This window comes from Kitasatospora sp. NPDC101235 (genome assembly GCF_044767505.1).
In the GTDB taxonomy this organism is placed as follows: Bacteria; Actinomycetota; Actinomycetes; order Streptomycetales; family Streptomycetaceae; genus Kitasatospora.
Genome location: NZ_JBIWNZ010000040.1, coordinates 37190 through 56826, shown reverse-complemented (window position 1 = coordinate 56826; position 19637 = coordinate 37190). Strand labels below are relative to the sequence as shown.

Below are 19637 nucleotides of genomic sequence, written 5' to 3'. Positions count from 1 at the left end.
GGGGACGTCAGCGGGTGCGCGGGCGTGCGGTCAGGCTCCCGCTGGCGGGGTGAGGGCGACGGGCAGCCTGCTGACGCCAGTGAGGAAGTTGGACCGCGAGTACTCGACCTCGCCGGCCAGGCTGACCGAACCCACCTGGTCCCGGAGCTCCTCGAAGAGGATCTGCATCTCGATCCGGGCCAGCGCGCCGCCCAGGCAGAAGTGCGGCCCGAAGCCGTACGCCATGTGCTTGTTGGGGGTGCGCGCCAGGTCGAAGGCGTACGGGTCGTCGAACACCTCCTCGTCCCGGTTGGCCGCGCCGATCCACAGGGTGACGATGTCGCCCGCGGCGATCCGGGCTCCGCGGGCGGTAGTGTCGGCCGTCGCGACCCGCGCGATGTGCAGCGCGGGCGAGGTCCAGCGGACGATCTCCTCCACGGCGCTGTCGATGACCTCGGGCCGCTCCTTGAGCAGCTGCCACTGGTCCGGGTGCTCGATCAGCGCGAGCAGGCCACCAGCGCCGGAGAAACGGGTGGTCTCGTCGCCGCCGATGATCAGGTTGTAGCAGTTAAGGAAGACCTCGACCTCGCTCAGCGGCCGCCCGTCGATCGCCCCGGCCGCGAGCATGCTCACGGCGTCGTCCTGCGGGTTGGCCCGACGCTCGGGCACCAGCTTCGCGTAGTAGTTCATGATGTCGCTCTGCGCCCTGGCCGCCTCCATCGGCGTGCTCCGCGCGTCGAGCGCCGTCGAGGTGAGCTCCAGCATCCGGGCGCGGTCCTCGATCGGGACGGCGAGCAGTTCGCAGATCGCCTCCAGCGGGATGCGCGCCGCGATGTCTGCGACGAAGTCGCAGCCGCCGCGTTCGACGGCCTCGGCGACCAGCCGCCGCGCCACCACCCGGACGCTGTCGGCGATACGCCGCATCGAGCGGGCCGAGAACCCGCCCTGGAGGATGCGGCGCAGGTCGCGGTGGCGCGGCGGGTCGGTGACGGCCAGCATCTGCCCGCCGGCGGGGTCGCCGCCGGCGAGCAGGGTGCCCAGGATGTTGCCGCGGGCCGAGCTGAAGGTGGTGGTGTCCTTGAACACCTCCATGATGTCCGCGTAGCGGGACAGCACCCAGAACCCGGGGACGCCGGGCGAGGGTTCGTGCCAGCCGACCGGGCACTCGTTCTGCAGCCGCCGCCACAGCCGCGGCTGGTTCTCCACCGCGTAGACGCCGGGGTCCAGCAGGTCGACGCCGACGGACGTCCTCGCGTCGTTCACCGGGCGCCGTCCTCGCCGGCCGCCAGGCTCGTCGGGCGCAGGTCGGTCCAGTTCGCGGTGATGAAGTCGAGGCACTCCTGCCGGGTGCCCGCGCCCCGCAGGGTGTTCCAGCCCTGCGGGACGTCCAGCGCCTCGGGCCAGAGGCAGTGCTGGCCCTCGTCGTTGGCCAATACGCGGTAGATGCCGCCCGGGTCGTCGAACGGATTGGTCATGGTCGTCTCCTGTGGTGCTGCCGGGCTGGTCATCCGTTCGCCATCCGCTCCCCGACGGCCGCGCCGATCTCGGCCAGCGGCTTGGGGTGGATGATGCTGTTGTGGCCGTAGGGCATCGGGCGGTTGTCGATCCGGCCGGTGCTGAACCTCCGCCAGCTGCGGGTCACGGCCTGCGCGTCGCGGTCGTCGCCGTCCGCGTGGAAGAGCAGCAAGTCGCCGTCGTACGGCTGGAGTTGGCGGGCGCGCAGCTTGATGTTGTTGGTCGCGATGGCGACGAGCGAGGTGATGCTCTCCTCGGTGAGGCTGCCGAGCGGGCTGCCCTCGCTGCGCAGGATCCGCAGCGCCTGGGTGCGGGTGAGCTCCTCGTCGACGGGGCCCTCGTACCCGGCGTCGGCGAGCAGGGCGCCGAGCATCTCCTTCTCGACGTTCAGGTCGTCACCGAACTCCGGGTCGAGCTCCGGGTCGGCCGGCCAGGCGTCGATCATCGCCAGCACGCCGACCCGGTGGCCCTCGGCGGTCAGCCTGGTCGCCATGGCGTGGGCGATCACCCCGCCGAACGACCAGCCGAGGAAGTGGTACGGGCCGGTCGGCTGGATCTCGCGCACCTGCGCCAGGTAGTCGTCGACCATCTCGTCCAGCGTCGCGGGCAGCGGCTCCTCGCCATCCAGCCCTCGGGCCTGGATGCCGTAGACCGGGTGCCGGTCCGGCAGGCCGCCGAGCAGGCCGGCGTAGCACCAGCTGATGCCGCCGCCGGGGTGCAGGCAGAACAGCGGCTCGGCGTCGCCCTCGCGGCGCAGCGGCAGTACCACGGCCAGTGGGTCCTGGGCCGTCATCGGGTCGAGCTGCCGGGCCAGGCCGGCGATCGTCGGGTTCTCGAAGAGCGAGGCGATGGTCAGGTCCACGCCCAGTTCGGCGCGGAGCCGGCTGAGCAGCATGGCCGCGCGCAGCGAGTGCCCACCGATGTCGAAGAAGTTGTCGTGGACGCCGACCTCCGCCAGGCCCAGCAGGTCGCACCAGATCGCGGCGATGGCCTGCTCGGCCGCGCTGTGCGGGCGGTCGTCGGCCGCGGCGGCCGCGGCACCGGCGCCGCCCGCCTCGGCCAGACGCCGGCGGTCAACCTCTCCGCCCTCGGTGACGGGCAGCTCGGCCACCGTGGCGAACTCGCAGTCCGTACGGGTCCCGTAGCGGTCCGGCAGGCCGGGCAGGCCCCGGCCTGCCTCGGCGGACCCGGCGGTGCGGTAGCCGACCAGCCGGTGCAGCGGCGCGGCGGCAGTCAGCAGCCGGCCGGCCACCCACGGGGCGGTGTGGTCCAGGCCGATCAGCAGCTGCGGGATACCGTGCCGCAGGGCGACGTCGAGGGAGGCTACGGCCTGCTCGGGGGCGAGCACGCGGTAGCCGCGGGCCTCGGTCAGGGCCTTCAGGGCGTAGCCGCGGCTGAGGCCCAGCTCGTCCCACATGGTCCAGCCCAGGCTCTGGGCCCGGATGCCGTGCTCGGTGGACTGGTGGACCGCCAGCGCGTCCAAGAAGGCGTTGGCCGCGGCGTAACCGGCGACGTTGGCGCCGCCGAAGAAGCCGTTGACCGAGGAGTAGGACAGGAAGCGGGCCCCCGGCCGGTCCTTGACGAGGTGGTGCAGGACGGCGGCGCCGAGCACCTTGGCCCGGGTGACCTCGGCCCAGTCCGCCTCGCCCGCCTCGGTCACCGGCGCCTCGTGGAAGTGGCCGGCGAGATGGAGCACGGTGGCCGCCCGCGCCGCGAAGCGCTGTTCGGACTCCTGAACGGCGGCGCGCACGGCGGCCTCGTCGGTGACGTCGGCGGCCGCGTAGTGGACCTCGCCCAGGGCACGCAGCCGACGCAGCACGGCGATCCGCTCGGCGGCCGGCCCGCCGGCGGCGAGCGCCTCGCCCCAGGCCTCCTCGGCCGGCAGCGCGGTGCGGCCCAGCAGCAGCAGTCGCACTCCGTGGACGGACAGCAGGTGGGCCGCGGTCTCGGCGGCGAGGCCGCCCAAACCGCCGCTGACCACGACGAGTTCGCCGCGGCCGAAGCCGGTGGGCGCGGGAAGGGCGGCCCGCAGCCGCTCGATCCGGCGCACCCAGCGCTCCCCGCCGCGCAGCGCCTGCTCGGGCTCGGAGCCGGCGGCGTCGAGCAGCTCCAGGATGCGGGGCGCCAGCTCCGCGGGCTGCTGCGGCTCGACGTCCAGGTGGGTGGCGCGCAGCCAGTCGTACTCCTGGCCGACGGACTTCACCACGCCGGTCGCGGCGCCCCGCTCGGGCACCACTCGGTCGCCCTCGCGGACCCACTGACTGTGGCTGGCGACCACGGTCAAGGCCACCGGCCCGCCCTCGGGGTTGGCCTTGACCACGGCGCCGACCAGCTCCGCGAGAGCCAACGGCCCCTCGCGGTAGAGGGCGGCGAGCTCCGCCGGGTCCTTCGGCAGCTCCTGGTACGGGGCGCAGCCGGCGAGGTGGACGACGCGGTCGACGGCGCCGTGCGTCTCGGAGGCGAAGGCGGTGTTGGCGGTGAGGACGGTGCAGCGCTCACCGCGGTCGCGCAGCAGGCCGGCCAGGGCCTCTGCAAGCCCGTGGCCGTCGGCGACCAGCAGGGTGTGGCCGGCGACCGGCCCGACCGGCCGGGGCCCGGCCACGGCCCGCCGCCACAGCGGCCGGTGGAACCAGTTGGGCAGCGCCGTCTCGTCGTCCGCTCCGGCTCCGGTGCCCCGCAGCTCGGCCGCGAACTCGCCGGCCTCGAACTGCCTGCGCAGCAGGGTGCGCTGGATCTTGCCGATCTCGGTCTTGGGGATGCGCTCCCGGGTGACCGGCACGAGGTAGGAGGCGTTGGCACCGGCCTCGCGCACCAACTTGGCGCGGATCCGGGAGATCGCCTCGGCCTCGGCCACGCCCTCCTTGAGGCAGAAGAACAGGGCCAGTTCGTCGGTGGCGCTGTCGGCGGTGCGCACCGCGCAGGCCGCGGTGAAGGACCGTTCGACCTCGTCGAGCTCCTCGACGCACTCCTCCAGCTCGTGGCTGTGGAAGTTGTGGCCGTTGATGATGATGGCGTCCTTGGCGCGCCCGGTGATCGTCAGCTTGCCGTCGCGCAGCACGGCGAGGTCGCCGGTCTCGAACCAGCCGTCCGCGGTGAACGACTCGGCGTTCTGCTCGGGGTTCAGGTGGTAGCCGGAGGTGACCGCCGGACCCTGGACCTGGAGCCGGCCGGGCACCCCTTCGCGGACGACGGCGTCGTCAGCGTCGACGATCCGCATGGTGAACCCCGGGAAGGGCGCGCCGACGCAGACGAACTGGTCGTCGTCGTCGGAGCTCGCCAGGTCGAAGCGGTCGTCGACCTCGCCCGAGGAGGTCTCCGACATGCCCCAGGCCGGACGCATGGCGGCGGCGGGCAGCCCGAGCGGGGCCAGCGCCTCCAGGAAGCGCCGGGTGGCCCGGGGGACGATCGCCTCGCCGCCGTTGATGATCAGGCGCAGGGCGCTGAGGTCCCAGTCCTGCCCGGCAAGCAGGTCGGCCCGCTCGGCGATCAGGCCGAAGGCGAAGTTCGGCGCCCAAGTGGTGGTCACCCGGTGCTCGGCCATCTTGGCCGTCCAGCGCAGCGGATCGGCGAGCACCCACTGGGTGGGGGCCTGGATCTGCCGGCAGCCGACGAAGACGTCGCGGATGTGGGACATCACGATGCCGCCTACGTGGTCCAGCGGCATCCAGTTGAACGAGACGTCCCGCTCGGTCAGTTCGTAGACGTGCTGGGCGGCCGCTGTACGGGTCAGGACGTTGCGGTGGCGCAGCTCGACGGCCTTGGGGCGGCCGGTGCTGCCGGAGGTCAGCAGCAGCAGGACCAAGTCCTCACCCTGGGAATCGTGCCAGTCGGTGGCCTGCGGGGCGTCGCGCAGGTCGTCGAGCACGGCGATCCGGGGCTCCGACCAGCCGAGCCGCTCCCCCAGCCCGCGCACCGGGCTGGCAAGCGTACGGTCGGTGAGCAGCAGCGGCCCCGAGAGCAGCGTCCAGGCGCCGGCGAGCTTGTTGGTGGCGGCGGTGTCCTCCGCGTAGGTGGGCGACACGGCGAGCGGCACGGTGACGAACCCGCCCAGCACGCAGGCCCACAGGCTGGTCACGAAGTCGCGGTTGTCAACGAGTTGGAGGATCACCTTGTCGCCAGGGCGCGCGCCCAGCGCGCGGAGCCCGCCCAGCACCCGGGAGGCCTCGTCGCGGAGCTCGGCGTAGGACTGGTGGTCCTCCGCCCCCTCGGGCGAGACGTAGACGATGTCACCGGAGGCCGGGTCAGCGGCAACCCGGCGGAGCACCTCGGCCAGGTTCACGGCGCCCGGGTCCAGCGCGGGCCCGCCACTGCTGATCGCCAGCACGTCCGAGGGCCCGGCCGCCCCGGCACCGCCGGTCGCGGTGCCCTCGGCGCCCTCGGCGTGCTCGGGTGCGGTGTCGCGGGCGAGGGCCCGCGGATCGACGAAGTCGTCGGCGGCCAGGGCCGGATCGCGCTCCGCGACCACCACCACTGCGGGGACGCCCCGCTCGGCCAGCGCCTGCTCCCATGCGCCAGCCAACTCCTCGTCCAGGACTGGCAGTTCGCCCAGCGTGGCGGTGTCCACCCGACCGCCGGGGGTGCGCGGCAGGGCAGTGACGAACACCACCGCCGCCAGGACGGCTCCGGCGGGCAGCGCGGCACGCGCGGCCTGCCCGACGCGCTGCGCGGTCAGCTGACCACGGCGGACGACATGGGCGACCAGCTCGGTGTGCCCGGCGGTGGTGCGACGCTCGACGACCGCGGCCTCGGCGGCCGTCGGCTCGGCCAGGATCGCCGCCGTCACCTCGGCCAGGTCGACGGGCACGCCGGAGACCACGGCGGTGCCGGGGCGGCGGCCGAGGAGCTCCAGCTTCCCCTCGGCGATGATCCGGCCGGTGTCCTCGCCGACGGCCCAGGCCACCGGGCCGTTCCCGGCGGCGGGGCGGGCCAGACCGGGACCGCCGCCGTGCACCGCCGCGGGGACGCCGACCGGGACGGGGGCGCCGTGCGCGTCCAGCACCCGGACCGGGCGCAGCGGCGTGAACAGCACGGCCGCGTCCGCCGGGGCCGCCTCGGCGACACCGGCCGGGCCCGCCTGCGGGGTGGCGTACACCCAACGCGCCGCGGGCCCGAAGCGGTCGTGGCAGCGCCGGGCCAGCACGGGCGACGGCACCGAGGCCAGGCACAGCAGCGCCCGCGGGGAGACACCCGGCTCGTCCGCGGCGAGCAGGGCGGACAGTTCGGAGTCCGCGGCGATCACCACGGTGGCGTCCTCGGGGAGGTCGGCGCCGTCGGCGGCCAGCAGGCTCGCCCCGTGACAGACCGGCAGCAGCGCCTCCCACACCGCGCGCTCCTGGCCCCAGGCCGCGTGCCGGGCGACGGCGTCATCGGCGGTCAGCGCGGTCAGCGCGGACAGCCTGGCCAGCCGGTCGGCGAGGCCCGCGTGGTCGAGGACGAGCGGGCCGCCCGGCACGTCCAGCAGCAGGGCGGGGGCGGAGCCGGCGGGCTGCGCGGGCGCCTGCGTCGCGTCCGGGTCGGCGGGGTCCGAATCGGCGGCGTCCAGGTCCACCACGGCGAGCCCGTCGGCCCAGTCGCCGGCCGCGCCCCGGGTGAGCAGCAGGGCGAGCCCGGTGCGGCGGGCCGAGCGGCGCAGCAGCGCCGGGTCGTCGGAGGGGTTCAGCGGCACGCACACGCCGCCCGCCTCCAGGACGGCCAGGGTGCCCACCAGTTGGTCGACCGGCCCGGCGAGGTGCAGGCCGACCCGAGCGTCCGGGATGAGCCCGGCGCCGCGCAGCCGGGCGGCGAGCGTGCTCACCCGCGCGCCGAGTTCCGCGTAGGACAGGGTGGCGCCGGGGGCCCGTACGGCCGTGGCCCCGGGGCGGGCCGCCACCTGGGCGGCGAAGAGCCGCGGCACGGTGGCGTCGGCGTCGAACCCCGCGGCCGTGCCTGTGTCCGGCCCGGCCACCGCGTCCAAAATCCGGCGGTCGTCCGCGGTGAGCAGGGACAGCTCGCCGATGGTCCGGGACGGGTCCGCCAGCGCGCCCTCGAACACCTTGGTGAGGTGCGCCGCCATGCGCTCCATGGTGACCCGGTCGAACAGGTCGGTGCTGTAGACGAAGGAGCCGCGCAGCCGGTGCGGGTCGTCCCAGCAGTGCACCTCCAGGTCGAAGCGGGCGGTGCCCTCCTCGACGGCGATCCGCTCCGCGCGGACGCCGTCCAGCTCGAACCCGCCGAGCTCGTAGTTCTGGAGCGCGAAGGTGACCTGGAACAGCGGGTTGGCACCGATGCCGCGCTGCGGTGCGACGTCCTCCACGATCTTCTCGAACGGAATGTCGTCGTGCGCGTAGGCGCCCTGGCTCATCTCCCGCACGCGACCCAGGAGGCGGGTGAAGGACGGGTCGCCCGAGAGGTCCGCGCGCATCGGCAGGGTGTTGACGAACGAGCCGATGAGCGGCTGGGTCTGGGCGTCGTCGCGCCCGGCCATCGGGGTGCCGAGGATGAAGTCGTCCTGCCCGGTGTAGCGATGCAGCATCGCGGAGACGCCGGCGAACAGCGCCATGTACAGGGTGACGCCCTCCGCCCGGCACATCTCCTTCAGCCGCGCGGTGAGCTCTTCGTCGAAGGTGAAGTCGAAGCGGGCGCCGGCGAACGAGCGGGTCTCCGGGCGCGGCCGGTCGGTGGCCAACCGCAGCTCGGGCAGATCACCGCCCAGCCGCGCGCGCCAGTAGTCCAGGCCGTCCTCCAGCGCCGGCCCGCGCAGCTGCTCGGCCTGCCATTCCGCGTAGTCGCCGTACTGGATGGCCAGTTCGGGCAGCTGCGGGGCTTCGCCGGCCCGGCGGGCCCGGTAGGCCTCGCCGAGCTCCCGGAGAAAGATGCCCAGCGACCAGCCGTCCACCACGATGTGGTGCATCGACAGGACGAGCAGGTGGTCGGCGGGCGCGGTGCGCACCAGGGCGGCGCGCAGCAGCGGGCCGTTCTCCAGGTCGAAGGGGGCCTGGATCAGCCCTGTCAGCTGCTCGCGGACCGCGGGCAGCTCGTGCGGGGCCGTCCCGTCGGCTGCGGTGCCGGCGGCCTCGTGCACGGGGAGGGCGACCTCCACGGCGTCGGCGACGACCTGGCGCAGCTCGCCGTCGTGCGCGCGGAAGGTGGTGCGCAGCGCCTCGTGCCGCTGGACGACGTCGTTCAGGGCCGAGCGGAGCACGGCGGTGTCCAGGTCACCGGTGAGCCGGTGCACCATCGACACGTTGTAGAAGGCGCTGCGCGGGTTCAGGCGGTAGAAGAACCACAGCCCCTGCTGGGCGTAGGTAGCCGGGAACTCCAGGACGTCGGCCGCCTCATCGGTGGCCGTCCGCACGTCGGTGGCGGGCTCCTGCGTCTCGCTCGTCGAAGCTGACGGCATCGGTGTACTCCTTGGCGACTGGCACCCGGCTCTGGGCCGGTGGTTCAGGACTCGGACGGGACTTCAGTGGTGGGGCAGGACTTCTGCGGTGGGGGCGTAGGCGGTGGACACGACCGGTCAGCCGGTGCGCCGGCCCCGGCGGGCGCTGGGGGCAATCCGGGGGGCGGGGGCCGCCTGCGCGTCGCCGCGCAGCGCGTCGGCCTCGGCCGCCATCGCCGCGACGGTGAGCTTCTCCATGAGCTTCTTCACCCGCAGTTCGACGCCCAGTTCGTCGCGCAGTCCCTTGACGAGTTGCAGCGCGAGCAGGGACTCGCCGCCGAGGTCGAAGAAGTTGTCGTCGGCCCCGATGCCGTCGACCCGCAGGACCTCCTCCCAGTGCCGGGCGACGACGCGTTCGGTGTCGGTCGACGGGGCGCGGTAGGCGACGCCGAAGGCGGGCCTCGGCTGCCGGACGGCACCGGTCTCTTCCGGAGGCGTCGGCGCGAGCTGGGCGGCGGGCTGAGCGGCCGTCCCCGCGGGGCGGCGGCCGACGATCAGCGCGTGCGGGATCAGTGACCGCTCCGCCCGCTCGTCGCTGAGCACGGACACCTCGTCGAAGCCCTCCGAGTCCAGCAGCTCGCGCCACCGGTAGGCGGGCAGGATCGGCGAGTGCCGGCGCAGGTCGTCAGCGAACGCCCACCACTGTGGGAGCAGCCCCACCGACAGCTCGGAGGCCCACGGCATCCGTACGGTCTCCAGCGCGCACAGCCGGCCGCCGGGGACCAGCAGCCGCTGGACGCGGCGGGTGCACTCCCGCAGGTCGGCGGGGATGTGCAGCACGTTGAAGGCCAGCACCACGTCGAAGGCGCCGCCAAGCGCGTCGGGTTCCGCGGCCTGCCCGATGTCCAGCACGCCGAAGGACATGAAGTCGATCCCGCGCCGCGCGGCCTCGCGCTCGGCCTCCAGGACGAAGGACCGGCCCAGGTCGGTGACGTGGTACCGCACTCCGGGGATGCCCCGCAGCGCCTCGGCCACCGTCCAGGTCAGCCGGCCCCACCCGGCGCCCGCCTCCAGGATCCGGAACGGGCGGCCGCCCGCCGCGCGCGCCAGCTCGGCGACGTGCTCGGCCAGCAGCGTGCGGTAGAGCGCGAAGTCACCCTGGTCCATGTGGGTTTCGAGCACGCCGGCGGTGCGATCGGTACGGCCGTCGGGGGTCAGCACCGCGGTGCCGTCGGTCTCACCGCGCAGCACGTCGGCGCAGCCGGCCAGGCAGGCGTCGAGCAGCTCCAGGTCCTTGGCGAGCGATGGGTGCCGCTCGGTGACGGACCGGGTGAGCCGCTCCTGCTCCGCGGCGTCGGCGCCGCTGCCGGTGAACCGCAGCAGCTCGCCCTCGCGGGCCAGCACCCCGGACTCCTGGAGCATGTGCAGCAGGGCATCGAGCAGCTTGCGGTACGGCCCTGCGGGCCGGAGCCGGCCGATGAGCTCCGCGGGGGTGTAGCTGCGGCCGGCCGTGGTGTCCACGCCCGCCGTCCGCAGGAACGCGGTGGCCCGCAGGGCGGCGATCCGGTCGAAGTCCGCGCGCAGCTGCGCCGGCACCGTGGTCACCTCGGTGGACCGCCACAACTCCCGTTCGGCCTCGGCGAGCTCGCGCACCGCGCCGCGACCGGCGCCGGCCGCAGAGGCAGCCGGGCGGACCTCGTCCAGCCAGTACCGCTTGCGCTCGAAGGGGTAGCCGGGCAGCGGTACCCGGCGACCGCCTTGCTCGTCCCCACCCTCCGGTGCCAGCCGGGCGCCGAGCTGCCAGAGCCGGCCGAGTGCGGTGAGCAGCACCTGCTGGTCGGACTGGTCGGCGCGCGGGTGGCGCATGGTCTCCACGGTGGGCACGGCGTCGCCGAACTGCAGCTGGGCGCAGCGGGTGAGGATCCGGCCCGGCCCGACCTCCACCAGCACGGGCTCCTGGCCCGCGCGCAGTTCGGCGAGCCCCTCGGCGAAGCGGACGGTCTGCCGGGTGTGCCGCAGCCAGTAGTCGGGGCTGGTCGCCTCCTCGTCGGTGATCCAGGTGCCAGTGACGTTGGAGACGAAGGGGATGACCGGCGGGTGGAGGGTGACCTTGGCGAGCTCGGCCGCGTAGTCGTCCAGGATCGAGTCCAGCAGCCAGGAGTGCACGGCGCTGGGGAAGTGGACCCGCTGGTACTCGACGCCGTCGGCGTCCCAGCGTGCCTCCAGCGCCCGGAGGTCCTCCTCCGGCGCCGAGACGGTGCACAGGTCGGGGGCGTTGACGGTGGCCAGGGAGATACGGTCGGTGAGGTAGCCGTCGAGGTCCCGCTCGCCGAGCCGGACGCTCACCGCGACCCCGCCGGCCCGCTCCAGCAGCCACTGCCGCTTGGCGACCAGCGGCAGCATGTCGTCGAGGGACATCACCCCGGCCAGGCAGGCCGCGGTGTACTCGCCGGCCGAGTGCCCGATCAGCGACTGCGGCGTGGCGCCCCGGGAGATCAGCAGGGTGGCGAGGGCGTACTCGGTCGCGACCAGCCCGGGCAGCAGGCTGGACCGGGGGCCCTCCTCGCCGCGGTGCAGGGCGCCGCGCACGTCGAAGCCGAGGACGGGCTCCAGGATGGCGGCGCAGCGGTCCAGCGCCTCCCGGAAGACTGGCTCGGTCTTGTACAGGCCGCGGCCCATGCCCTCGTACTGCGCGCCGCCGCCCGGGAAGAGGAAGGCGACGGGCCGCTCGGCCGGGCCGTCGACGGGCGGTGCGGCGTGCCCGGGGGCGCCGAGCAGGGCCACCGCCTCGTCCCGGTCGCGGCAGACGGCGAAGCGGCGGTGCGGGAAGGTCCGGCGGCCGGAGCGCAGGGTGTGCGCCACGTCGTCGAGGGCGAGCTCCGGGGTGCGGGCGAGGTGGTCGCCGAGCAGGGTGCCGAGGCGGTCGGCGGCCTGGGCGGACTTGGCAGACCAGGGCAGCAGGACCCAGCCCGGCTCGCCGGTCTCGCGCGCCGGGAGGGCGGGCGGCTGCTCCAGGACGGCGTGGACGTTCGTCCCGCCGATGCCGAAGGAGCTCACCCCGGCCCGACGCGGCGTCGGGCCGGCCGGCCACTCGGTGAGCCGGTCGTTGACGTGGAACGGAGAGGAGGCGAAGTCGATGAGCGGGTTGGCGGCGGTGTAGTGCAGCGTGGGCGGGATGGTGCCGTGCTCCACCACCAGGGCGGCCTTGATCAGGCCCACCACGCCAGCCGCGGCGTCGGTGTGCCCGATGTTGGTCTTGACCGATCCGAGGGCGCAGTACCCGGTGCGCGTCGTGGTCTCCGTGAACGCCTGGGTGAGCGCGGTGAATTCGATCGGGTCACCGACCGGGGTGCCAGTGCCGTGGGCCTCGACGTAGCCGATGGTGTCTGCGTCGACCTCGGCGGCCGCGTGGGCGGCGAGGACGACCTCGGCCTGGCCGAGCGGGCTGGGCGCGGTGAAGCCGGCCCGGCGGCCGCCGTCGTTGTTGACGGCGGTGCCCTTGATGACGGCCCGGATGCGGTCGCCGTCGGCCACCGCGTCGGTCAGCCGCTTGAGCACGACCACCGCAGTGGCGTCGCCGGGCACCATACCCTCGGCCCGCGCGTCGAAGGCCCGGATGTGGCCGTCCGGCGAGAACGGGCCGTCGAGGGTGTAGCGGTAGCCCCGCCGGGCGGCCGGGTTGATCGAGGAGCCGCCGGCCAGCGCCGCGTCGCAACGGTATGACAGCAGGTCCTGGCAGGCGAGGTGGACGGCGGCCAGCGAGGTGGAGCAGGCGGTCTGGACGGTCAGCGCGGGCCCGGTCAGGTTGAGCGCGTAGGCGACCCGGGTGGCAAAGACGCCGGGGTCGTTGCCCATGGACGCCGACCAGGACCGCAGCGGCTCGGTCGACTCGTCGAAGCGGGGGCGCACGTGGGAGAGGTAGTACCGGCTCTGGCTGGCCCCGCCGTAGACGCCGATCACCCCGTCGAAGCGGTCGGGGTCGTGGCCGGACTGCTCCAGCGCGTGGTGGCAGACCTCCAGGAAGAGCCGCTGCTGCGGATCCATCATCTCGGCCTCCTCGGCGCGCAGGCCGAAGAAGTCCGCGTCGAAGAGGTCGGCGTCGTCCACCGCCGCCGCGGCCTTGACGAGGTACGGGTCGCCGAGCGCGACCGGGTCGCCGCCCGCGGCGAGGTACTCCGCGTCGCCGACCGGGCGGACGGACTCCTCGCCGGCCACCAGGTTGGCCCAGAACTGCACCACGTCGCGGGCCCCCGGGAAGCGGCCCTCCATGGCGACGATGGCGATGTCGAGGTCCCGCACCGTCTGCGAGTCGTCAGCCATTGCGCTGCGTTCCCTTCCTGTCGGCGGCCCGGCGGGCCATGGCCTTGTGCTGGAGTCCGGCGCGCTGCCGGGCGCGGTCGGCGGTGCCGCGCCGGGCCGCCGGTTCGCCGCTGCCCGACGCGGTGGCCAGGTGCGCGGCGAGCGCGGCCACGGTGGGGTGGGCGAACAGGTCGACGACCGGGACGGGGCGCCCGAGCTCGTCGACGAGCCGCTTCTGCAGGGCGATCAGGGTCAGCGAGTGGCCGCCGACGTCGAAAAAGTTGTCCTGGGCGCCCACCCGTTCCAGGCCGAGCACCGCGCACCACACCTCGGCGATCCGGCGCTCCAGCCCCTCGCCGGGGGCGACGTAGGAGGCCACGCCGGTCGCCCAGGACACCGGGCGCGCGGTCAGCGCGATCCGGTCGATCTTCCCGGACTGGGTGAGCGGCAGCGCGTCCAGCGTGACGACGATGGACGGGACCATGTAGTCGGGCAGCAAAGCGGCCAGCCAGGTCCGCAGGTCCTGCGGTCCGGTGACGCCGGGCGTGAGCGTCACGTACGCCACCAGCCGCTGGTCGCCCGGCCGCTCGGTGCGGACCACCACCGCCGCCTGGGCGATGTCCTCGCGGGCACTCAACGCAGCCTCGATCTCGCCGAGTTCCACCCGGAAGCCGCGGATCTTGACCTGGTCGTCGGCCCGGCCGAGGAAGTCCAGCTGGCCGTCAGGGCGCCACCGGGCGAGGTCCCCGGTGCGGTACATTCGGGTGCCGGGCGGGCCGAACGGGTCGGCCACGAAGCGGGCCGCGGTGAGGTCGGGGCGGCCCAGGTAGCCGCGGGCCGTGCCGGGGCCCGCCACGTACAGCTCGCCGGGCACGCCCGGCAGGACCAGCCGCAGCCGGCGGTCCAGCACGTACAGCCGGGTGTTCATCGAGGGCGGGCTGATCGGCAGCTCTCCGGTGGCGTCCAGCGGGGGGCTGATCGCGCAGGAGACGGTGATCTCGGTGGGGCCGTAGGAGTTGACCATCCGCCGGCCGCGCGACCAGCGCGCGACCAGGTCGGCCGGGGTGGCCTCGCCGGCCACGACGATCGTGGTGGCCGCCGGCAGGCCGCCGTCCACGGGCAGCATCGCCAGCACCGACGGCGGCAGCGTGACGTGGGTGATGTCGTGGGCGGTGGCGAGCTCGGTGAGCTCGGGGCCGGGCAGCAGGCGCCAGGCGGGGGCGAGCACGAGGGTGCCGCCGGTGAACAGCGCCATCGCGACGTCCCAGAAGGCCGCGTCGAAGCTCGCGGTGGCGAACTGCAGCACCCGGTTGTCCGGTCCGACGGCGCACCGCTCGATCTGGTTCGCGAGCAGGCTGGGGATGCCGGTGTGGCAGACCACCACGCCCTTGGGCCGCCCGGTGGACCCGGAGGTGTAGATGACGTACGCGGGGTGCGCGGGCCGCAGCGGGGCGAGGCGTTCGCCGTCGGTCAGATCGCCGGCGGGCAGCTCCGCGACGCGGGCCGCCGTCCCCGGGTCGTCCAGCAGGACGGGGGTGACCGATCCGGGCAGCACGTGGGCGGACTCGGCGGTGGCCAGCACCCGGGCCGGCCGCGCGTCCTCCAGCATGTAGCGAATCCGGTCGGCGGGGTAGTCCGGGTCCACCGGGAGGTAGGCCGCCCCCGCCTTGAAGACGGCGAGCATGCCGACCACCATCTCCAGCGAGCGCGGCACCGCCAGCGCGACCACCTGCTCCGGGCCAACGCCCTGGGCGACGAGGTGGCGGGCGAGCCGGTTGGCCCGGGCGTTCAGCTCGGCGTAGGTCAGCCGGGCGCCCTCGAAGACGGCGGCGGTCTTGTCCGAAACCATCGCCGCCTGGGCCTCGAAGAGCTGGGCGGCGGTGGCGTCGGCAAGCTCGCGGCGCGGCCCCTGCCAGCCCGTCAGCAGGTCCTCGCGCTCCCGGGGAGTGAGGATCTCCAGCAGGCCGATGGGCACGTCCGGGGCGTCGGCCGCCGCCTCCAGCATCAGCACGAGGCGGGCCAGCAGCCGCTCGGTGGTCGCCCGGTCGAAGAGGTCGCTGCTGTACTGAAGCGAGCAGTCGACGCCGCCGGGCGCCCGGTCGGCCCCGGTCTCCTCGCCGAAGATGAAGGACAGGTCGAAGCGCGAGCTGTCGGTGTCGTAGCTCTCCACCCGGGCGGTGAGGCCGGGCATGCCGGTGACCTCCCGGGCCGGTTCGCGCAGCGCCAGCATCACCTGGAACAGCGGGTGCCGGGCCAGCGACCGGGGCGGGTTGACGACCTCCACCAGCCGGTCGAAGGGCAGGTCCTGGTGCCCGTAGGCGGCCAGGTCGGTGGAGCGGACCCGGTCGAGCAGCTGGTGGAAGGTCGGCGAGCCGGAGGTGTCGGTGCGCAGCACCAGGGTGTTCACGAAGCAGCCGACGAGGTCGTCCAGCGCCTCGTCGCCGCGGCCCGCGACGGGGGTGCCGAGCGGGATGTCCTCCCCCGCGCCCAAGCGGGTGAGCAGGGCGGCGAGACCGGCCTGGAGCACCATGAAGAGGGTGGCTCCGCGCTCCCGGCCCAGGCGCAGCAGCCGGGCATGGAGCGCGGCGTCCATCCGGCCGCCGACGGTGCCGCCGCCGTAGCCGGCCGCGAGCGGGCGGGGGCGGTCGGCGGGCAGCGCGAGCTCCTCCGGCAGGCCGGCCAACTGCTCGCTCCAGTAGGCGAGTTGCTGGGCCATCCGGCTGTCCGGGGCGCGTTCGTCGCCCAGCACCCGGCGCTGCCAGAGGCCGTAGTCGGCGTACTGCACCGGCAGCGGGGCCGGCCAGGCCGGCGCGTGGCCCTCGCAGCGGGCGGCGTAGGCGGTGGCGAGGTCCGCGGTGAACGGCGTGACGGACCAGCCGTCCGCGACGATGTGGTGCAGCACCACCAGGAGCGTGTACTCCTCCGCTCCCGTACGGAACAGGTGTGCCCGCAGCGGGAGTTCGGTCTCCAGCGCGAAGCCCTGGGCGAGCGCCACGCGGATCCGCTCGGGCTGCTCCTCGGGCCGGCAGTCGACCAGGGTGGTCGCGATCGCGCAGTCGCCGGCGGGCCGGATCAGCTGGTGCGGGACGCCCGCGGTCTGCGGGAAGAGCGTGCGCAGGCTCTCGTGCCGGGCGAGCAGGTCGCCCAGCGCGCGGTCGAGCGCCAGCCGGTCGAGCGGGCCGGAGAGCCGGATCGCCAGCGGCACGTTGTAGGTGGCGGACAGGCCCTCGACCTGGTTAAGGAACCACAGCCGGCTCTGGGCGAAAGACAGTGGCACCCGCTCCGGGCGAGGCTCGGGCCGCAGCGCGGGCACGGCCGAGTCCGCGTCGTCGAGCAGACCGGCGATCCCGGTGACCGTCGGGTTCTCGAACAGTGCGCCGATGGCGAGTTCGATGCCCAGCTCAGCCCGGATCCGGCTGATCAGCTTGGCGGCGAACAGCGAGTGGCCGCCCAGGTCGAAGAAGTTGTCGCCGGCGCCGACGGCGGGCAGGCCGAGGACCTCGGCAACCAGCGCGCCGACGGCTACCTCCCGCGTGCTGCCCCCGGCCGCCGGGGCGGGGGCGACGGGTGCGGGCAGGGCCCGCTGGTCGAGCTTGCCGTTCGCGGTCAGCGGCAGCGCGTCGAGCAGCTCGACGGCGGCGGGGACCATGTGGGCGGGCAGGATCTTCGCGGCGTGCCGACGCAGCCCGGCGGGGTCCGGTCGGGCGCCGACCGCCGGTACGGCGTACGCCACCAGGCGCCGGTCGCCCGGCCGGTCCTCGCGGACGACCACCGCGGCCTGGCCGACGTCCGGGTGGCGTTCCAATGCGGCCTCGATCTCTCCGAGTTCGATCCGGAAGCCGCGGATCTTCACCTGGCTGTCGGCGCGCCCGAGGTAGCCGAGGCTCCCGTCGTCGAGCACGCAGGCCAGGTCGCCGGTGCGGTACATCCGGCTGCCGGGGGCGCCGAAGGGGTCGGCCACGAAGCGTTCGGCGGTCAGGGCGGGCCGGCCGAGGTAGCCCCGGGCCAGGCCAGGGCCGGCCACGTAGAGCTCGCCGGTGGCACCTTCCGGCACCGGCCGCAGCTCGTGGTCCAGCACGTACACGTCGAGGTCGGGGATCGGCTGGCCGATCACGCTGCCCCGGGCGGCGCGCGCCGTCTCACGGTCGAGGGCAGCGTAGGTGACGTGCACGGTGGTCTCGGTGATGCCGTACATGTTGACCAGGCACGGCGCGTCGTCGCCGTGGCGTGCGTACCAGTCCTCCAGGCGGTGCGGCTCCAGCGCCTCGCCGCCGAAGACGACGTAGCGCAGCGCCAGCCGCCCGCCGAGGTCGGGGCGTTCGCGCTCGGCGGCGACCAGTTGGTGGAAGGCCGAGGGGGTCTGGTTGAGGACGGTCACCCGCTCCCGGACGAGCAGCCGCAGGAAGTCGGCCGGGGAGCGGCTGGTGTCGTAGGGCACCACGACGAGCCGGCCGCCGTACAGCAGCGGCCCCCAGATCTCCCACACCGAGAAGTCGAAGGCGTAGGAGTGGAAGAGCGTCCACACGTCGTCGACGCCGAAGCCGAACCAGTGGTCGGTCTGCTGGAAGAGCCGCAACACGTTGTGGTGGGTGAGGGCCACGCCCTTGGGCCGGCCGGTGGAGCCGGAGGTGTAGATGACGTAGGCCAGGCTCTGCGGGTCGGCGGCGGCCGGGCGCTCGGCGGCGGTCAGCTCGGTGCCGGGCAGCGCGTCCAGTTCGGCGGCGACCGCCGGGTCGTCCAGCAGCAGCGGGTCCGCGCCGCCGCGGAGGCGCTCGGCACCGTCGGTGTCGCAGAGCACCAGGGCGGGGGCGGCGTCCTCCAGCGTGTACTTCAGCCGGTCGGCGGGGTACTGGGGGTCCAGCGGCAGATAGCCGGCGCCGGTCTTGAGGACGGCGAGCAGCGCGGTCACCAGGTCCGCGCCGCGCGGCAGGGCCAGGGCGGCCAGCCGGCCGGGGCCGAGGCCCCGGCGCAGCAGGAGCCGCGCGAGGCGGTTGGCGCGTTCGTCGAGCTCCCGGTAGCTGAGCCGGGTGCCGTCGCTGGTCAGCGCGGTACGGTCGGGCGTGCGGCCCGCCTGGGCCTCGAAGGCCTGGTGCAGGGTGGCGCCGCGCGGTGCGGGGGCGATGGCGGGGCGGGCGGCGGGGCGCGGGGCGGTGGCGGGCACCGGGATCCGGGCGAGCGGGGTGCCCGGGTCGGCCTCGGCCAGGGCAGTCAGGAAGCCGGTGAACCGCCGGTGGTGGGCGGCCAGTTCGGCCTCGCCGTAGCGGTCGGGGTTGCCCTCGAAGGCGACGGTGAGGCCGCCGGTCGCCGGGTCGTCGGCGACGACGACGGAGAGGTCGTCGATCGGCCCGGGGGTGACGGTGGCGACGGCGGCCCGGGCGCCGGCGAAGTCCAGCTCCCGGTTGTAGTACTTGATGTTGACCAGCGGTCCGGTGAGCTGCCGTCCGACCATGCTGAGCTCGCGCAGGATGGCCTCACTGCGGTAGCGCTGGTGGCGGCGCAGTTCGCGCAGCCGCTCGGCGGCGTGCTCCCGCAGGGCAGCGGTGGTGGTGCCCCGGGGCACCGACAGCCGTAGCGGCAACACGTTGACGACGACGCCGGGGGTCTTGGCGGCGACGCCCCAGCGGCCGGCCACCGGGACGCCCAGCGTGATGTCCTCGGCCTGCGTCATGCGGTGCAGGTAGCCGGCGAGCGCGGCGACCACGAGCGCGGCCCGGTCGGCCGGGTCGTCGGCCGCGTCGCCGGCGCCCCGGCCGGTCTGCGGCGCGGCGAGGACCGGGGCGGGGCCGGCGATGCGGGGGTCGACGGCGGGGCCGTCAAAGGGCCGGCGGGCGAGGGTGACGGCGTCCGAGGCGCCGGCCATCCGCTCGGCCCAGTAGGCGCGGTCGGTCTCGAACTGCTCGGAGGCCTGGTAGTCGGCCTCGGCGCCGGCCAGGTCGTCAAGGGTGCCGAACCAGCGCGGGCGGGGCTCGGTGCCGGCCGCCTCGGCGGTGTAGAGCTCGGCGGTGCGCGCCGCCAGCAGCTGGAAGCCGTAGCCGTCCAGGAGGGTGTGGTGGCAGCGCAGGTACCAGCGGAACCGGTCCGGTCCGAGCACCAGCAGGGCGTGCCGGAAGAGCGGTCCGCGCAGCAGGTCGACGGCGGTGGCGGCGTCCGCGCGCATCCACCGGTCGGCCGCGGCCGCCGGATCCGCCTCGGCACTCAGGTCCACCACGTCGAGCAGTGGCCCGGCGGGCGGTGCCGGCAGTTGCCAGGGCTGCCCGTCGTACACGGCGAACCGCACGGTGAGGGTGTCGGTTTCGGCCACCGCGTGCCGCAGCGCCCGCTCCAGGCGGGCTGCGTCGGCGGGTGCGGCGACCTCGACGTACTGGGCGGTGTTGTAGGCCGCGTTGGCAGGGTCGACCTGCTGGGCGAACCACACACCGAGCTGGGCCCCGGTGAGCGGTCGGCGCGCCTCTTCCCGATCGCGCATGCTTGAGACTTTCTCCCGGCG

The 19637-nt window shown here is 74.7% G+C and carries 5 protein-coding genes; all 5 read right to left on the bottom strand.

The window, feature by feature from the left end; all coding sequences use genetic code 11:
- Positions 1-30: 30 nt before the first annotated feature.
- Positions 31-1242 carry a cytochrome P450 gene (locus ACIRRH_RS39165; protein WP_403077372.1) on the bottom strand — a complete coding sequence of 404 codons (1212 nt, stop codon included), beginning with the start codon at positions 1240-1242 and terminating at the stop codon, positions 31-33.
- Positions 1239-1454: an MbtH family protein gene (locus ACIRRH_RS39160; RefSeq protein WP_403077369.1), complete on the bottom strand. Its 216-nt coding sequence runs from the start codon at positions 1452-1454 to the stop codon at positions 1239-1241. The genes ACIRRH_RS39165 and ACIRRH_RS39160 overlap by 4 nt, the downstream gene beginning before the upstream one ends.
- A gap of 29 nt (positions 1455-1483) precedes the next feature.
- Entirely contained in the window at positions 1484-8872 is a 7389-nt protein-coding gene (locus ACIRRH_RS39155; RefSeq protein ID WP_403077368.1) for an alpha/beta fold hydrolase, read from the bottom strand.
- A 117-nt stretch (positions 8873-8989) separates the two neighbouring features.
- Entirely contained in the window at positions 8990-13171 is a 4182-nt protein-coding gene (locus tag ACIRRH_RS39150) for a type I polyketide synthase (RefSeq protein WP_403077366.1), read from the bottom strand.
- Positions 13164-19616 (bottom strand): amino acid adenylation domain-containing protein, encoded by a 6453-nt coding sequence (locus ACIRRH_RS39145; protein WP_403077363.1) that lies wholly within the window; start codon positions 19614-19616, stop codon positions 13164-13166. The genes ACIRRH_RS39150 and ACIRRH_RS39145 overlap by 8 nt, the downstream gene beginning before the upstream one ends.
- Positions 19617-19637 lie beyond the last annotated feature (21 nt).

Coding starts and splice junctions, on each gene's coding strand:
- ACIRRH_RS39145 (WP_403077363.1), bottom strand. CDS start 19,616: ATGCGCGATCGGGAAGAGGCGCGCCGACCGCTCACCGGGGCCCAGCTC.
- ACIRRH_RS39160 (WP_403077369.1), bottom strand. CDS start 1,454: ATGACCAATCCGTTCGACGACCCGGGCGGCATCTACCGCGTATTGGCC.
- ACIRRH_RS39150 (WP_403077366.1), bottom strand. CDS start 13,171: ATGGCTGACGACTCGCAGACGGTGCGGGACCTCGACATCGCCATCGTC.
- ACIRRH_RS39155 (WP_403077368.1), bottom strand. CDS start 8,872: ATGCCGTCAGCTTCGACGAGCGAGACGCAGGAGCCCGCCACCGACGTG.